The sequence below is a fragment of the Sphingopyxis sp. FD7 genome, assembly GCF_003609835.1.
Taxonomy (GTDB): Bacteria; Pseudomonadota; Alphaproteobacteria; order Sphingomonadales; family Sphingomonadaceae; genus Sphingopyxis.
Map to the genome: position 1 here is coordinate 1,519,772 of NZ_AP017898.1, position 14,870 is coordinate 1,534,641.

A 14,870-nucleotide genomic window follows, 5' to 3' on the forward strand; every position below is an offset into this window, starting at 1 on the left:
TGTCGATGGCTGGGGATTGCCGCATCGCCCCCGGCTCCTTGCAATGACGATGCGATCAAGCGCTCTCTTCGTGCAACGCCAGCGCCCTACGAAAGACGTCGGCGAACATCTCCGGCGTCAGCCGCCCGGTGTTCGTGTTGTAACGCGAGCAATGATAGCTATCGACCAGATGTCGCCCATCGGGCAGCGCGTGGACCGCGCCATGCGCGAAGGGAAAGGCGGCAAGGCGGACGCCGACGGCGCGCAGCACCGCATCATGGGCGATCCGTCCGAGCGCGACGATCACCCGCACCTTCGGCAAGGCCGCAAGCTGCCGCTCGAAAAAGGGCCTGCAATTCGCGATTTCGGTGGGCGTCGGCTTGTTCTGCGGCGGCAGGCATTTGACGCTGTTGACGATGATCGCGCCGTCGAGCGCCAGCCCATCGTCGATCCGCGCATCATAATCGCCCCGGCTCAGCCCGAACGCGGCGAGCGTCCTGAACAACAGGTCGCCCGCATAGTCGCCGGTGAACGGCCTCCCCGTCCGGTTCGCCCCATGCTTGCCCGGCGCCAGTCCGGCCAGCGCCAGCCATGCATCGGGATCGCCGAAGGCATGGACCGGCGCGTTCCACCAGTCGGGATGTTCGGCCTGACACGCCCGGCGCAGCGCGACGAGGCGCGGGCAGCGTGGACAATCGCGCGGCGGCTCGGTTCCGGGCAACGGGCTATCAATTTCCATGCGGCTGCGATAGGCGCGCGGACATGAGCAACGCAATGCCGCTGCCCCTCTATGCGATCGGCCTCGGGTCGAACCGGCGCCATGCGCGCTATGGCGATCCGCGCGCGGTGCTGCTCGCGGCGCTCGCCGCGCTGGAGAGCGACGACATCGAGGCGGTTGACGCCAGCCCGATCATCGCCAGCGATCCCGTCGGCCCCTCGCGCCGCCGCTACGCCAATGCCGTCGCGCTCGTCGCCTCGAAGCTGAGCCCGCCCGAAATGCTCGAACGGTTGCAGGACATCGAGGCGCGCTTCGGCCGCCGCATAGGCCAGCGCTGGGGCGCCCGCACACTCGACCTCGACATATTGCTCTGGTCGGGCGGCGCCTGGTCCGACGCGGCGCTGACCATCCCGCACCCCGCGCTTGCCGATCGCGCCTTCGTGCTCGGCCCGCTCCGCGCGATCGTGCCCGATTGGCGCCACCCGCTCCACGCGCGCAGCATCCGCCAGCTCGCCGCGCAGCTCGTCCGTCCAAAGCCGGTTGACCGGCGCGCCGCGGCGCACTAGGGCGACGGCTCACCTCGCGCGCCGCAACATCCGGGCGCCGATGGGCCCTTAGCTCAGTCGGTAGAGCAACTGACTTTTAATCAGTAGGTCGCTGGTTCGAACCCAGCAGGGCTCACCACATTTAAACCTCTTTGGTTCCATAAGCTGCCCCGCGCCGACCGGCGCGGAAAGCAGGTTCAATGGAGGGTAATCATTTGTCGACGCTGATTACGGGCGCTGCCGGATTCATCGGGATGCAGGTCGCGGCGGCCTTGCTTCGCCGCGGCGAAGCGGTTGTCGGCATCGACAATTTCACGCCCTATTATTCGGTCGAGCTCAAACGCGCGCGCGTGGCGCGGCTCGATGCCGATTCTGGCGGCCTGTTCACCTTCCTCGACGTCGACTTTGGCGATGCTGCGGCGCTCGATAATGCGCTGGCGGGCCAAAGGATCGACCGGATCGTCCATCTCGGCGCCCAGCCCGGCGTCCGCTATTCGCTCGAAAATCCCGCCGCCTATGTCCACTCGAACGTCGCCGGGCATGTCAACATCCTCGAACTCGCGCGGCATCGCGCGATTTTGCATCTCGTCTATGCCTCCTCCTCCTCGGTCTATGGCATGCGCGCCGACACGCCCTTCCGGGTCGCCGACCGCGCCGACACGCCGATCTCGCTCTATGCGGCGACCAAGCGCGCCGACGAATTGCTGAGCGAAACATACGCGCATCTGTTCCGCATTCCCCAGACCGGCCTGCGCTTTTTCACCGTCTATGGCCCGTGGGGACGCCCCGACATGGCGATGTGGAAGTTTACCGAGGCGGTGCTGCAAGGTCGGCCGATCGACGTCTATAATCATGGCGATATGCGCCGCGACTTCACCTTTATCGACGATATTGTGAACGGCGTGGTTCTGGCGCTCGACCACCCGCCCGCCGACGACGGGCGCGAGAAGCCGGGCGGTTTCACGACTCCGCACCGGATCTACAACATCGGCAACAACCAGCCGGAAAAGCTGACCGATATGATTGCCGCCATCGAGCAGGCGTGCGGTCGCAAGGCCGAAATCAACCTGCTGCCGATGCAGGATGGCGACGTCTATCAGACCGCAGCCGATATCGGCGATATCCAACGCGATCTTGGCTTTGCACCGACAACGCCGATTTCGGTCGGGATTTCCGCCTTTGTCGAATGGTATCGGAAAGACTGGCTGCCACGAAGCGCCTGAATATCACCACCGCAGGAAACGCGGCAGAATCAGCCGCCCGGCGAGCGCCGAGATGACCACCGCCAATCCATGCCACAATGCGATGTGGATCAGATTGTCGTCGGCGCAATGCAGCGCGACGATCGTGGCACCCGCGGCGCCCGAGGCGAGGCCGATCACCCAGCCCGCCCGCGCCGGTGAGGTCGGCGCGCCAGACCTGAGCCACAGGAACAGCGCCGCGCCGACGCCCAGCCCCGACGCAATGCCGAGCGACAGGCAATGCGCGTCGAGCCCGCCGTGCGCCGCGTCGATCGCCGCATGAGTGTCGCCGAACGCCAGCAGCAATGCCGCGAGCGGCAAGGACAGCGCCGCGAGCACCGCCCAGCGCCAGCCGCTATAGTCGCGCCCGACGCCGGGCAGACCCATGCGCAACGCGCTCCACGCCGCGGCGACGCCCGTGGCCGCGATCAGCCAGAAGCTGAGCATCGACAGCGCGGGCATCCCGCCCGCGGCAAGGTCGTGACGCATCCCGTAAAGCCACAGGAGCAGCACTGCACCGCCAACCCAGCCCGCAGCCGTCCACGCCAGACCCCGAACCATCTTTTTGGGTGGCACGGGTTTTAGTTCGTCGGCCAGTCCGTCGATCAGTTCGTCGATCGATGCGTCGTTCATTTCATTCACTTTCAATAAGTTGTGCGAGTTTTTTGAGGCCGCGATGAATGTTCACCTTCACCAGCGACTCGCTCTGGCCGCAGATTTGCGATGCTTCGGCAATCGAGGCGCCCTCGATCTTGACCAGCGTGATCGCCTGCGCCTGGCCAGGCGGCAGCAATGTCATCAGCCGGTCGATACTGAGCCGCGCATGGACCGCTTCGTCCTCCGCGCCTACCGCGGCGTCATTGTCGCCAAGTTCCGCCTCGTCCCGTTGACGGCGCAGCATGTCGATCCAGCGGTAACGCGCGATCGCCGCGAGCCAGGGCAGGAAAGCGCGGCCGCTGTCCCATGTCGCGAGCTTGCGGTGCATCGACACAAGCGTTTCCTGTATCAGATCGTCGATCTGATGCGGCGCGATACGGCGCGCGAAATAGCGCGCGAGCCAGAGGCGGCAATCACCGAGCAGCGCGCGATAGGCCGCGCGGTCCCCCCGCTGCGATGCGGCCATCAACCGCGCGAGCGAAGGTTCGTCGAGGCTCATCTCCGGCGCAGCCTAGCAAAGAGCGCGTCGAGCGAGAACAGCCCGCCGCCGCGCACGATCAGCATCGCCGCCATCGCCGCCCAGAGCGAATGCACCGGCCACCAGGCGTCGGGAAAGACGAAGATCTGGATGACGAGCGTCATCACGAGCAGCGCCGCCGCCGAAAAGCGCGTCGCGAGGCCGAAAAGCAGCAACGCTGGGAACAGATGCTCGGCCCAGACCGTCAGCGGCACCGCGAGCGCGGGATCGAGCGGCAGGCCGGAAAACTCGTTCGCGAACAGATCATATTGTATGGGGTCGATAGCTGGAAAGCCGCCCTCGGCGACCTTGGTCTGGCCCGAGCGCCAGAAGACTCCCGCGAGCGCGACGCGCAGCAGCAACAGCGCTGCACCCTCGGCGATCCGCGACGATGCCATCCCGACGGCGCGATCGTAAAAACCAAACAAGCGTTTCATCTTTCCACCTTTGCAAAAGCCCCGGCCTCGATCAGCGCCGCGATCGCCGCCCCGCCGCCGGGATGGTTTTCGCCCAGCAGCGCGATAAGGTTACCGAGCGGCGATATGTCCGCCGCGGCATCGAGCACCGCGGCATCCGCCGGATGCGCGGCGAACAGCCGCACCTCGGCATCGGGGCGGGTGATGAGGATGGCTGCCGTGCCGGGCGCGAAGGCGGGATCGAGGCGCGGCGCCGCATCGGCCGCGAGGGGCACGATGCGCGCGGCGGGGTGACGGCGAACCGGCGTCGCGATCAGCGCAGCTTCGTCGCACCTGGCCAGGTCGCCGAGCCGGAGCGCGGGGGCATCGGCGGCATGATAGCTTTCGAGCCACGCCCATTCGACGCGCGCGATGTCAGCGGCGAGCGGATCATCCAGCCAGTCGGCCAATCCCGCGCCGATGTCGGCGAGCGCGCGCCGCTCGGCTCCGCCCGAGTCGATGAAGGCGCGCGAGAGGCGGTTGAACACGCCTTCCCCCAAATGCTCGCGGAGGCGCGGAAACGTGTCTTCGAGCGCCACGAGGCGCGCGTGCGAAATGGTGTTGGCGTGGACGCGCAGCCCGCGCAGCACCGCCGCCTCGGTCCCGGCGAACAGGCCGGTCGGCAGGTGCCGAGGACCGTGGAGCAACGTCGCCGCCACCGCCGCCTGATCGCCGTCACGCATCGACCGGCTCCAGCAAGGCGTCGGCCTTGCCCGCCTCGGCCATCAGCACGGCGAAATCGGGCACGCCGCTGTCCCATTCGACAAGGACGGGCCGCGGCCCCGCGCGGCGGATAAAGCGGGCGAGCAGCGCCCAGCAGCTGTCGCGCACCGACGAACCATGATCGTCGATCGCGATCCGGCCGCCGTCACCGTCATCCTTGACCGCGTGACCCGCGACATGGATTTCACCGACAAGCGCGGGATCGATCGCGTCGAGCCACGGCGCGGGATCGAGGCCGAGATTGAAGGCCGAGACCTCGACATTGTTGATGTCGAGCAGCAGGCCGCAGCCGCTGCGGCGACAAAGTTCGTGGAGGAACGACAGCTCGTCCCAGTCATCGCGCGCATAGGCAAGATAACGCGAGGGATTTTCGATCAGAATGCGACGGCCGAGCCGGTCCTGCACATGATCGACCTCGCGCGCGAAATGATCGAGCGCCGCGTCAGTGTAAGGAATCGGAAGCAGGTCGGGAAATCTGTCGCGCGGGGTGCTGCTCCAGCTCAGATGGTCGGACACCATCGCGGGCTGGTAACGGTCGCAAAGGCGCGCGAGCGCGTCGAGTTCGTCGCGGTCGACACCCGCCGCCGACCCGAGCGACAGGCCGACCGAATGGAAGCTGATCGGCATGACGTCCGCAATCGCCGTGAGCCAGCGATGCGGCGGCCCGCCCGCGCCGAAGTAATTTTGGGGGTGAACTTCGGCCCAGGCGGGCGCCGCGCCCCGCTCCGCGGCCGCCAGCACGTCGGCATAGTGCCGGGCCTTCAGCCCGATACCGGCGCGCGGCGGCAGTGTGTGGAGCGGGACGGAAGCCATGGGGTCAGCCCTTCTTCGGCACCGGCTTGGCGTTGCCCTTGTGCGCGGTCAACGTGCCGCCCATCTTTTCGCAGCTGCCCTTGGCGACATATTTCCAGGCGTTACCCTGATAATCGACGGTCGAGGTGCCGGCGCAGCTTGTGCCCGGACCGGCGGCGCAGTCATTCTTGCCCTTGAGCGCGACGCCGTAGCATCTTTCCTTGGCGTCCTTCGCGCCTTCGGCGGCGATCGCGGTGCCCGTGAGCGCCTGGCCCGCGGCAAGCGCAAGCACCGCCGACGCGGCAAGCGACAGTTTCAACGAATTGGTCATGGGAGTCTCCCTTCCTAAATGGTTTGATGCGGAGGATGGCATCGTCCGGGGTTCGCGGCCCGCGGGAAAAAGGTTACGCAGTGCGCGGGCAGGAATTGGCAGAGCGCCGCCAATCGCATAGGAACCGGATCAACCTCATCTGAAACGGCATTCCGGCGAAGGCCGGAATCTCACCCTGGACTTCTGACGCAGCGGCGAGATTCCGGCTGTCGCCGGAATGACGAGAATAAAGGTGGTATTCAGTCCAGCCCGGTCGCGCGCCGCCAGCACAGAGCGGGTCGCGAATGGGACGGCAGACCAAAGGGCGGCGATGAACATCCTTCTGACCGGCGGCGCCGGATATATCGGCAGCCATGTGGCGGCGACGTTGGCGGCGGCGGGGCACCGCGTGACCTGTTTCGACAATCTGTCGAACAGCGACGCAGCGGTGATCGACCGGCTGGAAGCGATCACCGGCGCGGTGATCCCGCTGGTGGTCGGCGACATCCGCGACGGCGACGCGCTGCGCCGTGCGATGCGCGGCCACGCGATCGAGGCGGTGATCCATTTCGCCGGATTGAAAGCCGTCGGTGAGTCGGTGGCCGAGCCGATCCGCTATTATGACAATAATGTCCGCGGCACGCTGTCGCTGATCGAGGCGATGATCGACTGCGGCGCCAGGCGGCTGGTTTTTTCGTCGAGCGCCACCGTTTACGGCCAGCCGCAATATCTGCCGCTGGACGAGGATCATCCGACGTCGGCGACCAACCCCTATGGCCGCACCAAGCTGATGATCGAAGAGATGCTGGGCGACATCGCCGCCGCCGATCCCGACTGGCGGATCGCGATCCTGCGCTATTTCAACCCCGTCGGCGCGCACGACAGCGGACTGATCGGCGAGAACCCCAATGGCGTCCCCAATAATCTGATGCCCTTCATCAGCCGCGTCGCGGCGGGCCGGCTCAGCGAATTGTCGGTGTTCGGCGACGATTATGACACGCACGACGGCACGGGGGTGCGCGACTATATCCATGTCGTCGATCTGGCGGCCGGGCACGCGGCGGCGCTGGACGCCATTGTCGGGGCCGACCGGTCACTGTCGATCTGGAACCTCGGCACCGGCCAGGGCTATTCGGTGCTCGACATGATCAAGGCGTTCGAGCGCGTGAACGGCGTCGCCATCCCCTATCGCATCGCGCCGCGCCGCGCGGGCGACGTTGCCAGCTGCTTCGCCAGCCCCGACCGCGCCGCGCGCGAGCTGGGCTGGACCGCGGAGCGCGACCTTGACGCCATGTGCGCGTCGAGCTGGCGCTTCGAGCGGATGCTGGCGACGCGCAACGCGGATTGATATCAGACTATTCTTCGTCATTGCGAGCGCAGCGAAGCAATCTCCAGCTATCGAACTGGAGATTGCTTCGCTGCGCTCGCAATGACTGGGTGGGTGCTGGGCTTACCCCAGCCACCCGCCGTCTGCGCGAGCACCCATACACCAATCGCGAGGAACAACACCGCCGCAACAAGGCGTATCTTGGCCAAGTCAACGCGCTTCAGCAGTTCGTTTCCAAGGAAGATCGCGGGCACATTGGCGATCATCATGCCGAGTGTCGTGCCCACCGTGACCGCCGCGACCGCCTGATATTGCGCGCCGAGCGCAATCGTCGCCACCTGCGTCTTGTCGCCCATTTCAACGAGGAAGAAGGCAACGAGCGTCGTCAGAAAGGCGCCGAAACGCGGCCTGGGCGCATCCTCGTCATCGAATGTGTCGGGCACCAGCGTCCACGCCGCCATGGCGATGAACGAAACGCCGATCGCGTAACGAAAGACCGGGCTGTCGAGAAGGGCGGCCGCCTGCGCACCGAGCAGCGCCGCGAGCGCATGGTTCGCGAGTGTTGCGACCAATATGCCGAAGATGATCGGCAGCGGGCGGCCGAAGCGCGCCGCGAGCAATATGGCTAGCAGCTGTGTCTTGTCACCGATTTCGGCGAGCGCGACGATAGCGGTCGAGGTGAACAGGGCTTCCATGACAACTCCGGGGCCGGGCGGCTTCGCGATTCCAACGGACATCGAACCCGCCGCCCGGCCCGGACGGAGGCTCGACGCCATTGGTCTCGCCCAAGCGGTGCACCGCTTCCACCGCACCACGGCCTCTCGACCGAGTATGTTGACGCGGCGGCCCGTCGCAAGCGACGGCTGGCTACTCCCCAGATGACGCGGCGGCGGTAGACGGCGGCGCGGCGTCTGGCAAGTCCGAAGCCGCGGCGGCCGCCTTTTCGGCTTCGGCGATGTCGGCGTCCATGGCCTTTGCGCGCGCATCGATTTCCTTCGCCGCCTTGTCGTAACGGGTGTCGAAATCGGGCTCGTCCTGGCAGGCGGCGAGGAGGAGCAAGGGGATGATCAGGAGCGCGCGCATCAATAATCCTTGCGATAGCGAATCGACAGGTTCGACTGCCCCGATCCGCCCGCCTGGCTGAGCAGTGAAAGCGTGCGGGTCAGGCTGATCTCAAGCTGCGTCGCGGTGTAGCCGCGCGCGTCGGTGATGACCTCCAGATAGATATCCTTGGTGATATATTGTCCTGCGGCGAGCGCGGCGCCGCGGCCGATCGTGTCGTCGGGGCCGAGTACGCGCAGGCGGTCGATGCCGGCCGCCGACTGGAGCGCGCCGAGCGGGCTCAATCCCCCGCCCCCGCTGCTCAGCGTGTTGAGCGAGGAAGCGAGCTGCACCGCCTGAAGCGGCGACAGCGTCGTGATCGAATCGCCGAACAGGATGCGCGAGACGATCTCGTCCTGCGGCAGCCCCGGCACGCTGGAGAAGGCGACCTGCGGGTTGCTGGCGCGTCCCGTCACGCTGACGCTCACCGTTACCGTTTCGATGGTGTCGCTGGCGATCAGGCGGATCGCGGGGTCGAAGGCGTCGCCGGTCGGGAAGGTCACACGCCCCTCCTCCAGCTCGAACGAGCGTCCGGCAAAACCCAGGGTGCCGCGCACCAGCTCGATCTCGCCGGTCACGCGCGGCGCCAGGGTCGTGCCGCGCAAGGCGACATCGGCCTCCCATTCGGATTCGAGCCCCATGCCGCGGACATAGATTTCATCGGAGGCCCGCAGGCGAATATCGAGGCGGATCAGGTCGAAGAGGCTGCCGCCGAGCGCGGCCAGCCCATCGCCGCTGATCCGCGTACGTCCCGCAGGCGCCTTGCGCCGCACGCCTGTCAGCACGGGCACCTGCGCCGCGCCTTCGCGCACGATACGATAGCGCGTTTCGGGGAGGCGAAGGTCGCCCGACAAGAGCGCGGTTTCGCCCGCGGACTTTTGCAGCCGCAGATTGCCCGTCGCGCGCGCGGCGATATTCTCGCTGCGCGCGAGCCGCGCATTGTCGAGCGTCGCGGCGAGGTCCATCGGATAGCCATCAGCCTGCGACAGGCTGATATAACCGCTGGCCGTGACCGTGCCCTCGCCGGCCTTTGCGGTCAGTTCGGCGATTTCCAGCCGGTTGCCGGAAAAGCGGCCATTCACCCTCATGCCGACGAGCCGCGTGCCATAGGTCTGGTTTTCGTAAACCATGTCGCGCCCGCGGACGACGCCGTTCAGGCACGGATCGGCGACGCGGCAGCCGAAATCGGCGGCGACCGCAACCGGTCCCGACACATGCTGGTCGGCGGGGCCGAAGAAGGAATAGAGCGTATCGGCGGGGCCGTTATAGCGGACGCCGCCGCCGAGCGGCGCGGCGCGCAGCCGGTCGGTCCACGCACCCGCGGCGGGACCGAGCGGGCGCAGCGACGCCTGGATACGTCCGACCACGGTGCCGCGCTTGCGCATCACCGCGCGCGCTTCGCCGCCGTCGGCGAGCAGCTTGCCCGCGAAATTGACGTCGACCGGCTGGCTGACCGAGACGGCGGTGGTGCGCGTGAAATTGCGGATCGTCAGCCGCGCGTCGGCGCGCGGAAAGGCGTCGGCATGGGCTTGCTCGAAATCGAGACTGCCGCTCGCACGGCCGCCGATCCCCATGCCGGGATAGACGGCATTGAGGATCGCCATATTGACGCGGTCGAACCGCGACTGAAGCCTGATCCCCTCGCCGAAGCGCCCGGCGACGCGCGCGCTGCTGCGGCGGCCGAGGTCGATGCTGGTCGGCAGCAATTCATAGCCGTCGGGGCCGGGAACGATCCGCGCGGGCGATGTGGTGCGGAAATTGATGCCCGTCGCACGCCCCTGCACCGACGCACGCCACAGGTCGGGCTTGAGATCGGCGTTGGCCGCGATGCGGAAGGGAACGCCGCTGACGCCTTCGATGAGCGCCTGCGCCTTGCCGCTGCCGGCGCGATAATCGATCTTCACGCGCGCGACGGCGATGTCATAATCGCGGATCTGCGTGTCGGCGACCTGGATGTCGGCGACGATGTGCGGCGTCTCGTACAGCGTCACATCGGCATCGACCACCGCTGACCCGACCGCGAGCCGCGCCGGGCCGGGAAGCACCACATTGTTCGCGCGCACATTGATCGCGGCGGCCTGATGCGCGCCTGCGGCGGTGAGCCGCACGAGGCCCCCCAGCCCTTGCCCCGATGCGTCGAGCTGGCCCGTGAACGGACCCGCATCGCTCTGGACAAGGCGTCCGCTGAAACCGATGCCCGACAGGTCGCCGCGCTCGACGTCGATCGTCAGCGGCCCCGCGGCCGTGAGCAGCACGACATCGGCGGCGAGCGGGCCATAATCGGTATCGCCCGTCGCGGCGAGGCGATAGCCCTTGGGGGCGCCGGTGACACGCGCGACGAGATTGGCGAGACCGATACCCAGCCCCGGCCGATCGGCGGTCACCACCGCGCGCGGATCGCTGATCGTGCCAGCCAGTTCGACACCCAGCGGGCCATAGTCCGTCGAGGTCGCCCGCGCGGCGAGGCGTATCTGGCCGCCCGGCGCATAGCTCCCCTGCCCGCCGGTGACGCGCAGGCGCGGCGCCGTCAGCCGCAAGCCCGAAAAGCGCACGACGCCGTCGGTGCCGTATCGCACATCGCTGATCACCGTGGCGTTGCCACCAAGAACGTCGCGTACCCCGGAGTTGAACAACCGCGTCGAACGCGCGCGAACGCGGCCCGCGATCTCAAAGCCGCCGCGCGGCGCGGTCTTGAGGTCGGCGTCGGTGTCGATGTCGAAGATGCCGACGCTTTCGATCCGGTAATCATTCACCCGCCCGTCGATTGCGCCGGTGTAGAAGCCGCGACCCAGATCGGCGACGACGATCGCCCTGGCATCGATCCGCGGCGAGCGGAGGCGCAGATTATCGCTCAGAATCCGCCCATCGGCATAAGCGAGGTCGCCGTCGAGCCGCACGTCGGCGAGCGTCCCGCCCGCAACGGTATCGAGCCCGCGAATGCGCGCCGCCCGGCCCGCGACGGGAATCAGGATCTGCTCGGCATCGACACGCGCCTTGCCCGCGAGACTGAGCCGGTCGATGATGATGTCGTTGACCGCAAGGTTGGCGGCATTCGCCTGATAATCGACCTTTGGACGTGCAAACGCACCGTCGAATGTCGCCGTCGCGCGCAAGCCACTGGCGCGCAGCGCGGGCGCGATCGCGCCGGGGCGACGGATGTTGACCGCGAGCGCGAGCTCTTCAAAGCGATTGGCGCCGAGATCGACGCCGCCGCTGATGCCAAGATCGGCCGCGCTGGACGTCAGCCGCCCGTCGAGCACCGCCTTGCGCCCGGCGAGGCGCGCCTTTACGTCGATGGCGGTTTCAGGCGCCAGCAGCTCGGCCATCGGGCCGCTGAGCAGCCGTGACGGCTGCGCATTGCCCTTGGCTGCAAAATTGCCGTCGCGCGCCCTCAGCGCGATGCGGGCGAGCGGCGCGGCGCCGAGGTTCGCCGTCAGATTGCCGTTCCACGCTTTCCAGTCACCGCGCCCGTCGAGCTTTGCCGTCAGCGTCTCTTCGAACCCGCCCATCGTCGCGAGCACGCCGCCCGCGGGGGCGCTCATATCGAGCGTCATCGCCAGCCGGTTCGTCTCCGGCACCGCGTCGAGGAGCAGCTTCAGCGTATCGCCCTTGCCGCCCCCGCCGATGGTTTCGGCATTGGCGCTGATCTGTGCGCGGCGGTCGGCGATCGCGACGCGGCCGTTCAGCGTCGCCACCTGACGCTCACCCGCCACCGCGGGCTCGAAGATGAAGCGATCGACGCGGAGGCGGCCGACGTCGATGTCGAGGTCGGGAAGCAGCGGCTCGCCGGTGTCGGGCACCGGCCTGAACGTCGGCAGCTTCTCCATCACCAGCGTTTCGGCGGTTGCTGAGCGGATGTCGATGTGGCTCGCCAGATAGCGCAGTGGCCGCCAGTCGATCCGCAACTCGGGCGAGCGCAGGAACACGCCCTTGGGATCGGACAGGGTGAAGTCGCGGACGATCATCCGGCTGTAGAGCGAGCCGTCGAGTCGGCCGATGCCGATCTTCATCCCGTTTTCGAACTCATATTTTTCAATCTGGGTGACGACGAAACGCCGCCCGGCGTCGCTGTTCAATCCGATGAGGAACAGCGCGAAAAGAAGGATGAGGCCCAGCAGCGCATATCCCGCGCCGCGCAGGATCGCGCGCGGCCAGTTCCGCGCCGCGACCGGCGCCGTTTCGGTCGCGGGCAGATCGTCGGCCATCAGAAGGCCTGCCCGATCGAAACATAGACGCTGACCCGCGCCTCACCCGGCTTGCGCGCGATCGGCGTCGCGATGTCAAAGCGCATCGGCCCGAAATTGGTATAATAGCGCGCGCCGATGCCCGCACCGAAGCGCAGATCCTGAAAGGTCGGCGCCGAGCTGCGATAGACCTGCCCCGCATCGACGAAGCCGACGACGCCGAAATTGCCGAAGCGATAGCGCGCCTCGACCGCGACCTCGTTGAGGCTCCGGCCACCGATCGGATCGTTGTTGGGGTCTTTGGGGCCGAGTTCCTGATAACCAAAGCCGCGCACCGACCCGCCGCCGCCGGCATAGAAGCGCCGCGACGGCGCCAGCCGTTCGCGCGCCGCCCCCAGAATCGATCCAAGGCGAAGCCGACCGGCGAGGACGATATTGTCCGTCACCGGATAATAGCCGCTGATGTCGGTACGAAGCCGCGCATAGGGCGAGAAGCGCCCCGCCAGCGACCCTTCGGGCTGGATCAGCGATGTGATACGAAATCCTCTGGTCGGGTCGAGCAGGCTGTCGGTGCGATCCATCCCGACCTGTCCGCTCAGTCCCAGGATGGTATAAAAGTCAAAGGATCGCTCGCCAGCGGCGAAATCATAATCATCCTCGCGCGTCGCGATGAGTTCGACGCCATAGGCATAGGTAAACTTCTTTTGCCAGATCGGCGTCGAATCATAGCTGATGCGCGCGCCGACGCGGCCCGTCAGCGCCTCGAACGCGTCATAGTTGCTACGCGTCGCTTCGGCGACGAGCTCGAAGGTCCGGTCGCGGCGCCCGGCGTTCGAGCGGCGAAGCGTCGCGCCGACCCCCTGTTCCTGGGTTCCGAGCACGCCGCGAAAGGTCAATGCGCCTTCGGGCGGGAACATATTGCGGTGCGTCCAGCTGCCCTCGAGCCGCAATCCCTCGCCCGTGCCATAACCTGCGCTGGCAGCAATGGTGCGCGGCGGGCCCGCCTGCTGCGTCACCAGCATCGTGACATATTCGGTGTCATCACCGGCGCTTTCGCCCGTCGCTTGCGGCTCGGCGGCGACGGTCGAGAACAGCCCGGTGGCGACGAGCGCCTGTCTCAGATCATCGACCTTGCGGCTGTCGTAAAGGTCGCCGCGCTTGAACCGCGCGAGCACCGCGACATGATCGGCGTCGAAGGCCAGGTCGCCCCTCGTCTCGATTCCGCCGAAACGCGAGCGTTTGCCGATGTCGATGGGCAGCGTATAGACGCCGTCGCCGGTCGCCGGATCGAGCAGGATGTCGCGCTGTCCTACCTCGGCGAAAGGGTAGCCCTCTTCGGGCAGTTTGAGCGCGATTGCCGCCTCGGCGCCCTGAATCCGCTGTGCGACGATGGGCTCGCCGACGCTGAGCAGGAAATTGTCGGCGATCAGGCCGGGCGGAACCGTCGGCGCGGCGTCGATGACGATGTCCGACAGCGTGTATCGCTGTCCGGGCGTCACGTCGATGATCGCGGTGATCGGACGACGGCCCTGCCCCTCCTCGCGCGGCCCGCGCTCGATGCGCGTGTCGACGATCGCGTCATAATAGCCTTCCGACGCAAGGATGCGCTGCATCAGCTCGCCGTCGGCGGACAGGCGCGCGCGGATCATCGCTGCATTGTCGGCCTTGCCGTCGCCATCGTAGAGCGCCGAGAGATCGCCGAACAGGTCGGCAAGGTCGACGCCGCTGCTGTCGTCGGCAGCCTCCAGTCCGTTGACCTGAACCTGGTATGCCAGTTCGCGATTATCCCCCTCCTCTTCGGCCTCGGCAAACTCGACGGGTTCGACGTCGAAATTGTCCAGCGAGGGGAGCGGTGCGGCCAGTTCGCGGTCGCTGATCGGCGCATCGCCGATCGCCTCGACGGCATCGCTGTCGGCCAGCGCGGGGACGGGAATGTCATCAACCGCGGGCGGCGCAGCGCCTTCGGCGGTCTCGGCATCCGCTTCGCCTTCCGCCGCGCGCTTTGCTGCTTCGACCGTCTGCCGCCGTTCGAACTCGGCAATCGATTCGAGCGGGCGGTCGAGTTCGGGATCGTCCTCGGCGCTGATCGGCGGGATCGCCTTTTCAAACTCGTCGTCGCCGATGATCGGTTCGACGTCCGGAAGCGCCGCTCCGGGCGGCGGCGGCGATGGCGATGCGATGCGATCTTCGGAAGACCGTTCGGCGGCCACCGCTTCCGAAGCGACGGCTTCGCCCTGCTGCCCGGCGGCCGGCTGTGCGACCGTCCATGCCGAAGACGCCGCCGCACCGATCAACAACCCTCGGACCACCCGTCGGCGGCA

General features: G+C 67.2%; 14 protein-coding genes and 1 tRNA gene. 4 read left to right on the top strand and 11 right to left on the bottom strand.

Translation table 11 applies throughout. From position 1 onward, the window contains the following. Positions 1–55: 55 nt before the first annotated feature. Positions 56–718 (bottom strand): uracil-DNA glycosylase, encoded by a 663-nt coding sequence (locus tag SPYCA_RS07115; protein WP_120219564.1) that lies wholly within the window; start codon positions 716–718, stop codon positions 56–58. A 23-nt stretch (positions 719–741) separates the two neighbouring features. Here SPYCA_RS07115 and folK point away from each other — a divergent pair, with 23 nt between their 5' ends. From folK to SPYCA_RS07130, 3 genes are all read left to right on the top strand, one after another. Beyond that, entirely contained in the window at positions 742–1,263 is a 522-nt protein-coding gene (folK, locus tag SPYCA_RS07120; RefSeq protein WP_120219565.1) for a 2-amino-4-hydroxy-6-hydroxymethyldihydropteridine diphosphokinase, read from the top strand. Between the two features lie 42 nt (positions 1,264–1,305). Next, positions 1,306–1,381 (top strand) — tRNA-Lys (locus tag SPYCA_RS07125). A gap of 76 nt (positions 1,382–1,457) precedes the next feature. Beyond that, positions 1,458–2,465 carry an NAD-dependent epimerase/dehydratase family protein gene (locus tag SPYCA_RS07130; RefSeq protein ID WP_172594995.1) on the top strand — a complete coding sequence of 336 codons (1,008 nt, stop codon included), beginning with the start codon at positions 1,458–1,460 and terminating at the stop codon, positions 2,463–2,465. A 3-nt stretch (positions 2,466–2,468) separates the two neighbouring features. On the opposite strand, the gene SPYCA_RS07135 is transcribed toward SPYCA_RS07130, so the two are convergent. The 6 genes from SPYCA_RS07135 to SPYCA_RS07160 are packed head-to-tail and all read right to left on the bottom strand — an operon-like array spanning position 2,469 to position 5,958. Continuing rightward, entirely contained in the window at positions 2,469–3,116 is a 648-nt protein-coding gene (locus SPYCA_RS07135; RefSeq protein WP_120219567.1) for an NrsF family protein, read from the bottom strand. Position 3,117: 1 nt separating this feature from the next. After that, positions 3,118–3,639 carry a sigma-70 family RNA polymerase sigma factor gene (locus SPYCA_RS07140; protein WP_120219568.1) on the bottom strand — a complete coding sequence of 174 codons (522 nt, stop codon included), beginning with the start codon at positions 3,637–3,639 and terminating at the stop codon, positions 3,118–3,120. Further along, entirely contained in the window at positions 3,636–4,094 is a 459-nt protein-coding gene (locus tag SPYCA_RS07145; RefSeq protein ID WP_120219569.1) for a DoxX family protein, read from the bottom strand. Before SPYCA_RS07145 ends, SPYCA_RS07140 begins: the two co-directional genes overlap by 4 nt. Next, entirely contained in the window at positions 4,091–4,795 is a 705-nt protein-coding gene (locus SPYCA_RS07150; RefSeq protein WP_120219570.1) for an HvfC/BufC N-terminal domain-containing protein, read from the bottom strand. The genes SPYCA_RS07145 and SPYCA_RS07150 overlap by 4 nt, the downstream gene beginning before the upstream one ends. Beyond that, a complete protein-coding gene (gene bufB / locus SPYCA_RS07155) occupies positions 4,788–5,648 on the bottom strand; it encodes an MNIO family bufferin maturase (protein ID WP_120219571.1) in 861 nt (286 codons plus the stop codon). The genes SPYCA_RS07150 and bufB overlap by 8 nt, the downstream gene beginning before the upstream one ends. 4 nt (positions 5,649–5,652) lie before the next feature. Next, positions 5,653–5,958: a BufA1 family periplasmic bufferin-type metallophore gene (locus SPYCA_RS07160; RefSeq protein ID WP_120219572.1), complete on the bottom strand. Its 306-nt coding sequence runs from the start codon at positions 5,956–5,958 to the stop codon at positions 5,653–5,655. Positions 5,959–6,268: 310 nt separating this feature from the next. Between SPYCA_RS07160 and galE the strand changes: the two genes are divergently transcribed. After that, positions 6,269–7,285, top strand: a complete 1,017-nt coding sequence (gene galE / locus SPYCA_RS07165) for a UDP-glucose 4-epimerase GalE (RefSeq protein WP_120219573.1) — start codon at positions 6,269–6,271, stop codon at positions 7,283–7,285. A 47-nt stretch (positions 7,286–7,332) separates the two neighbouring features. Here galE and SPYCA_RS07170 read toward each other — a convergent pair whose 3' ends face one another. The 4 genes from SPYCA_RS07170 to SPYCA_RS07185 form a co-directional block, all read right to left on the bottom strand. Further along, a complete protein-coding gene (locus tag SPYCA_RS07170) occupies positions 7,333–7,959 on the bottom strand; it encodes a TMEM165/GDT1 family protein (protein WP_120219574.1) in 627 nt (208 codons plus the stop codon). A gap of 172 nt (positions 7,960–8,131) precedes the next feature. After that, a complete protein-coding gene (locus SPYCA_RS07175; RefSeq protein WP_120219575.1) occupies positions 8,132–8,347 on the bottom strand; it encodes a hypothetical protein in 216 nt (71 codons plus the stop codon). Continuing rightward, on the bottom strand, positions 8,347–12,570 hold the full coding sequence (locus SPYCA_RS07180) for a translocation/assembly module TamB domain-containing protein (RefSeq protein WP_120219576.1): 4,224 nt from the start codon (positions 12,568–12,570) through the stop codon (positions 8,347–8,349). The genes SPYCA_RS07175 and SPYCA_RS07180 overlap by 1 nt, the downstream gene beginning before the upstream one ends. Further along, positions 12,570–14,846, bottom strand: a complete 2,277-nt coding sequence (locus SPYCA_RS07185) for an autotransporter assembly complex protein TamA (protein ID WP_331852520.1) — start codon at positions 14,844–14,846, stop codon at positions 12,570–12,572. The genes SPYCA_RS07180 and SPYCA_RS07185 overlap by 1 nt, the downstream gene beginning before the upstream one ends. Positions 14,847–14,870: the final 24 nt, after the last annotated feature.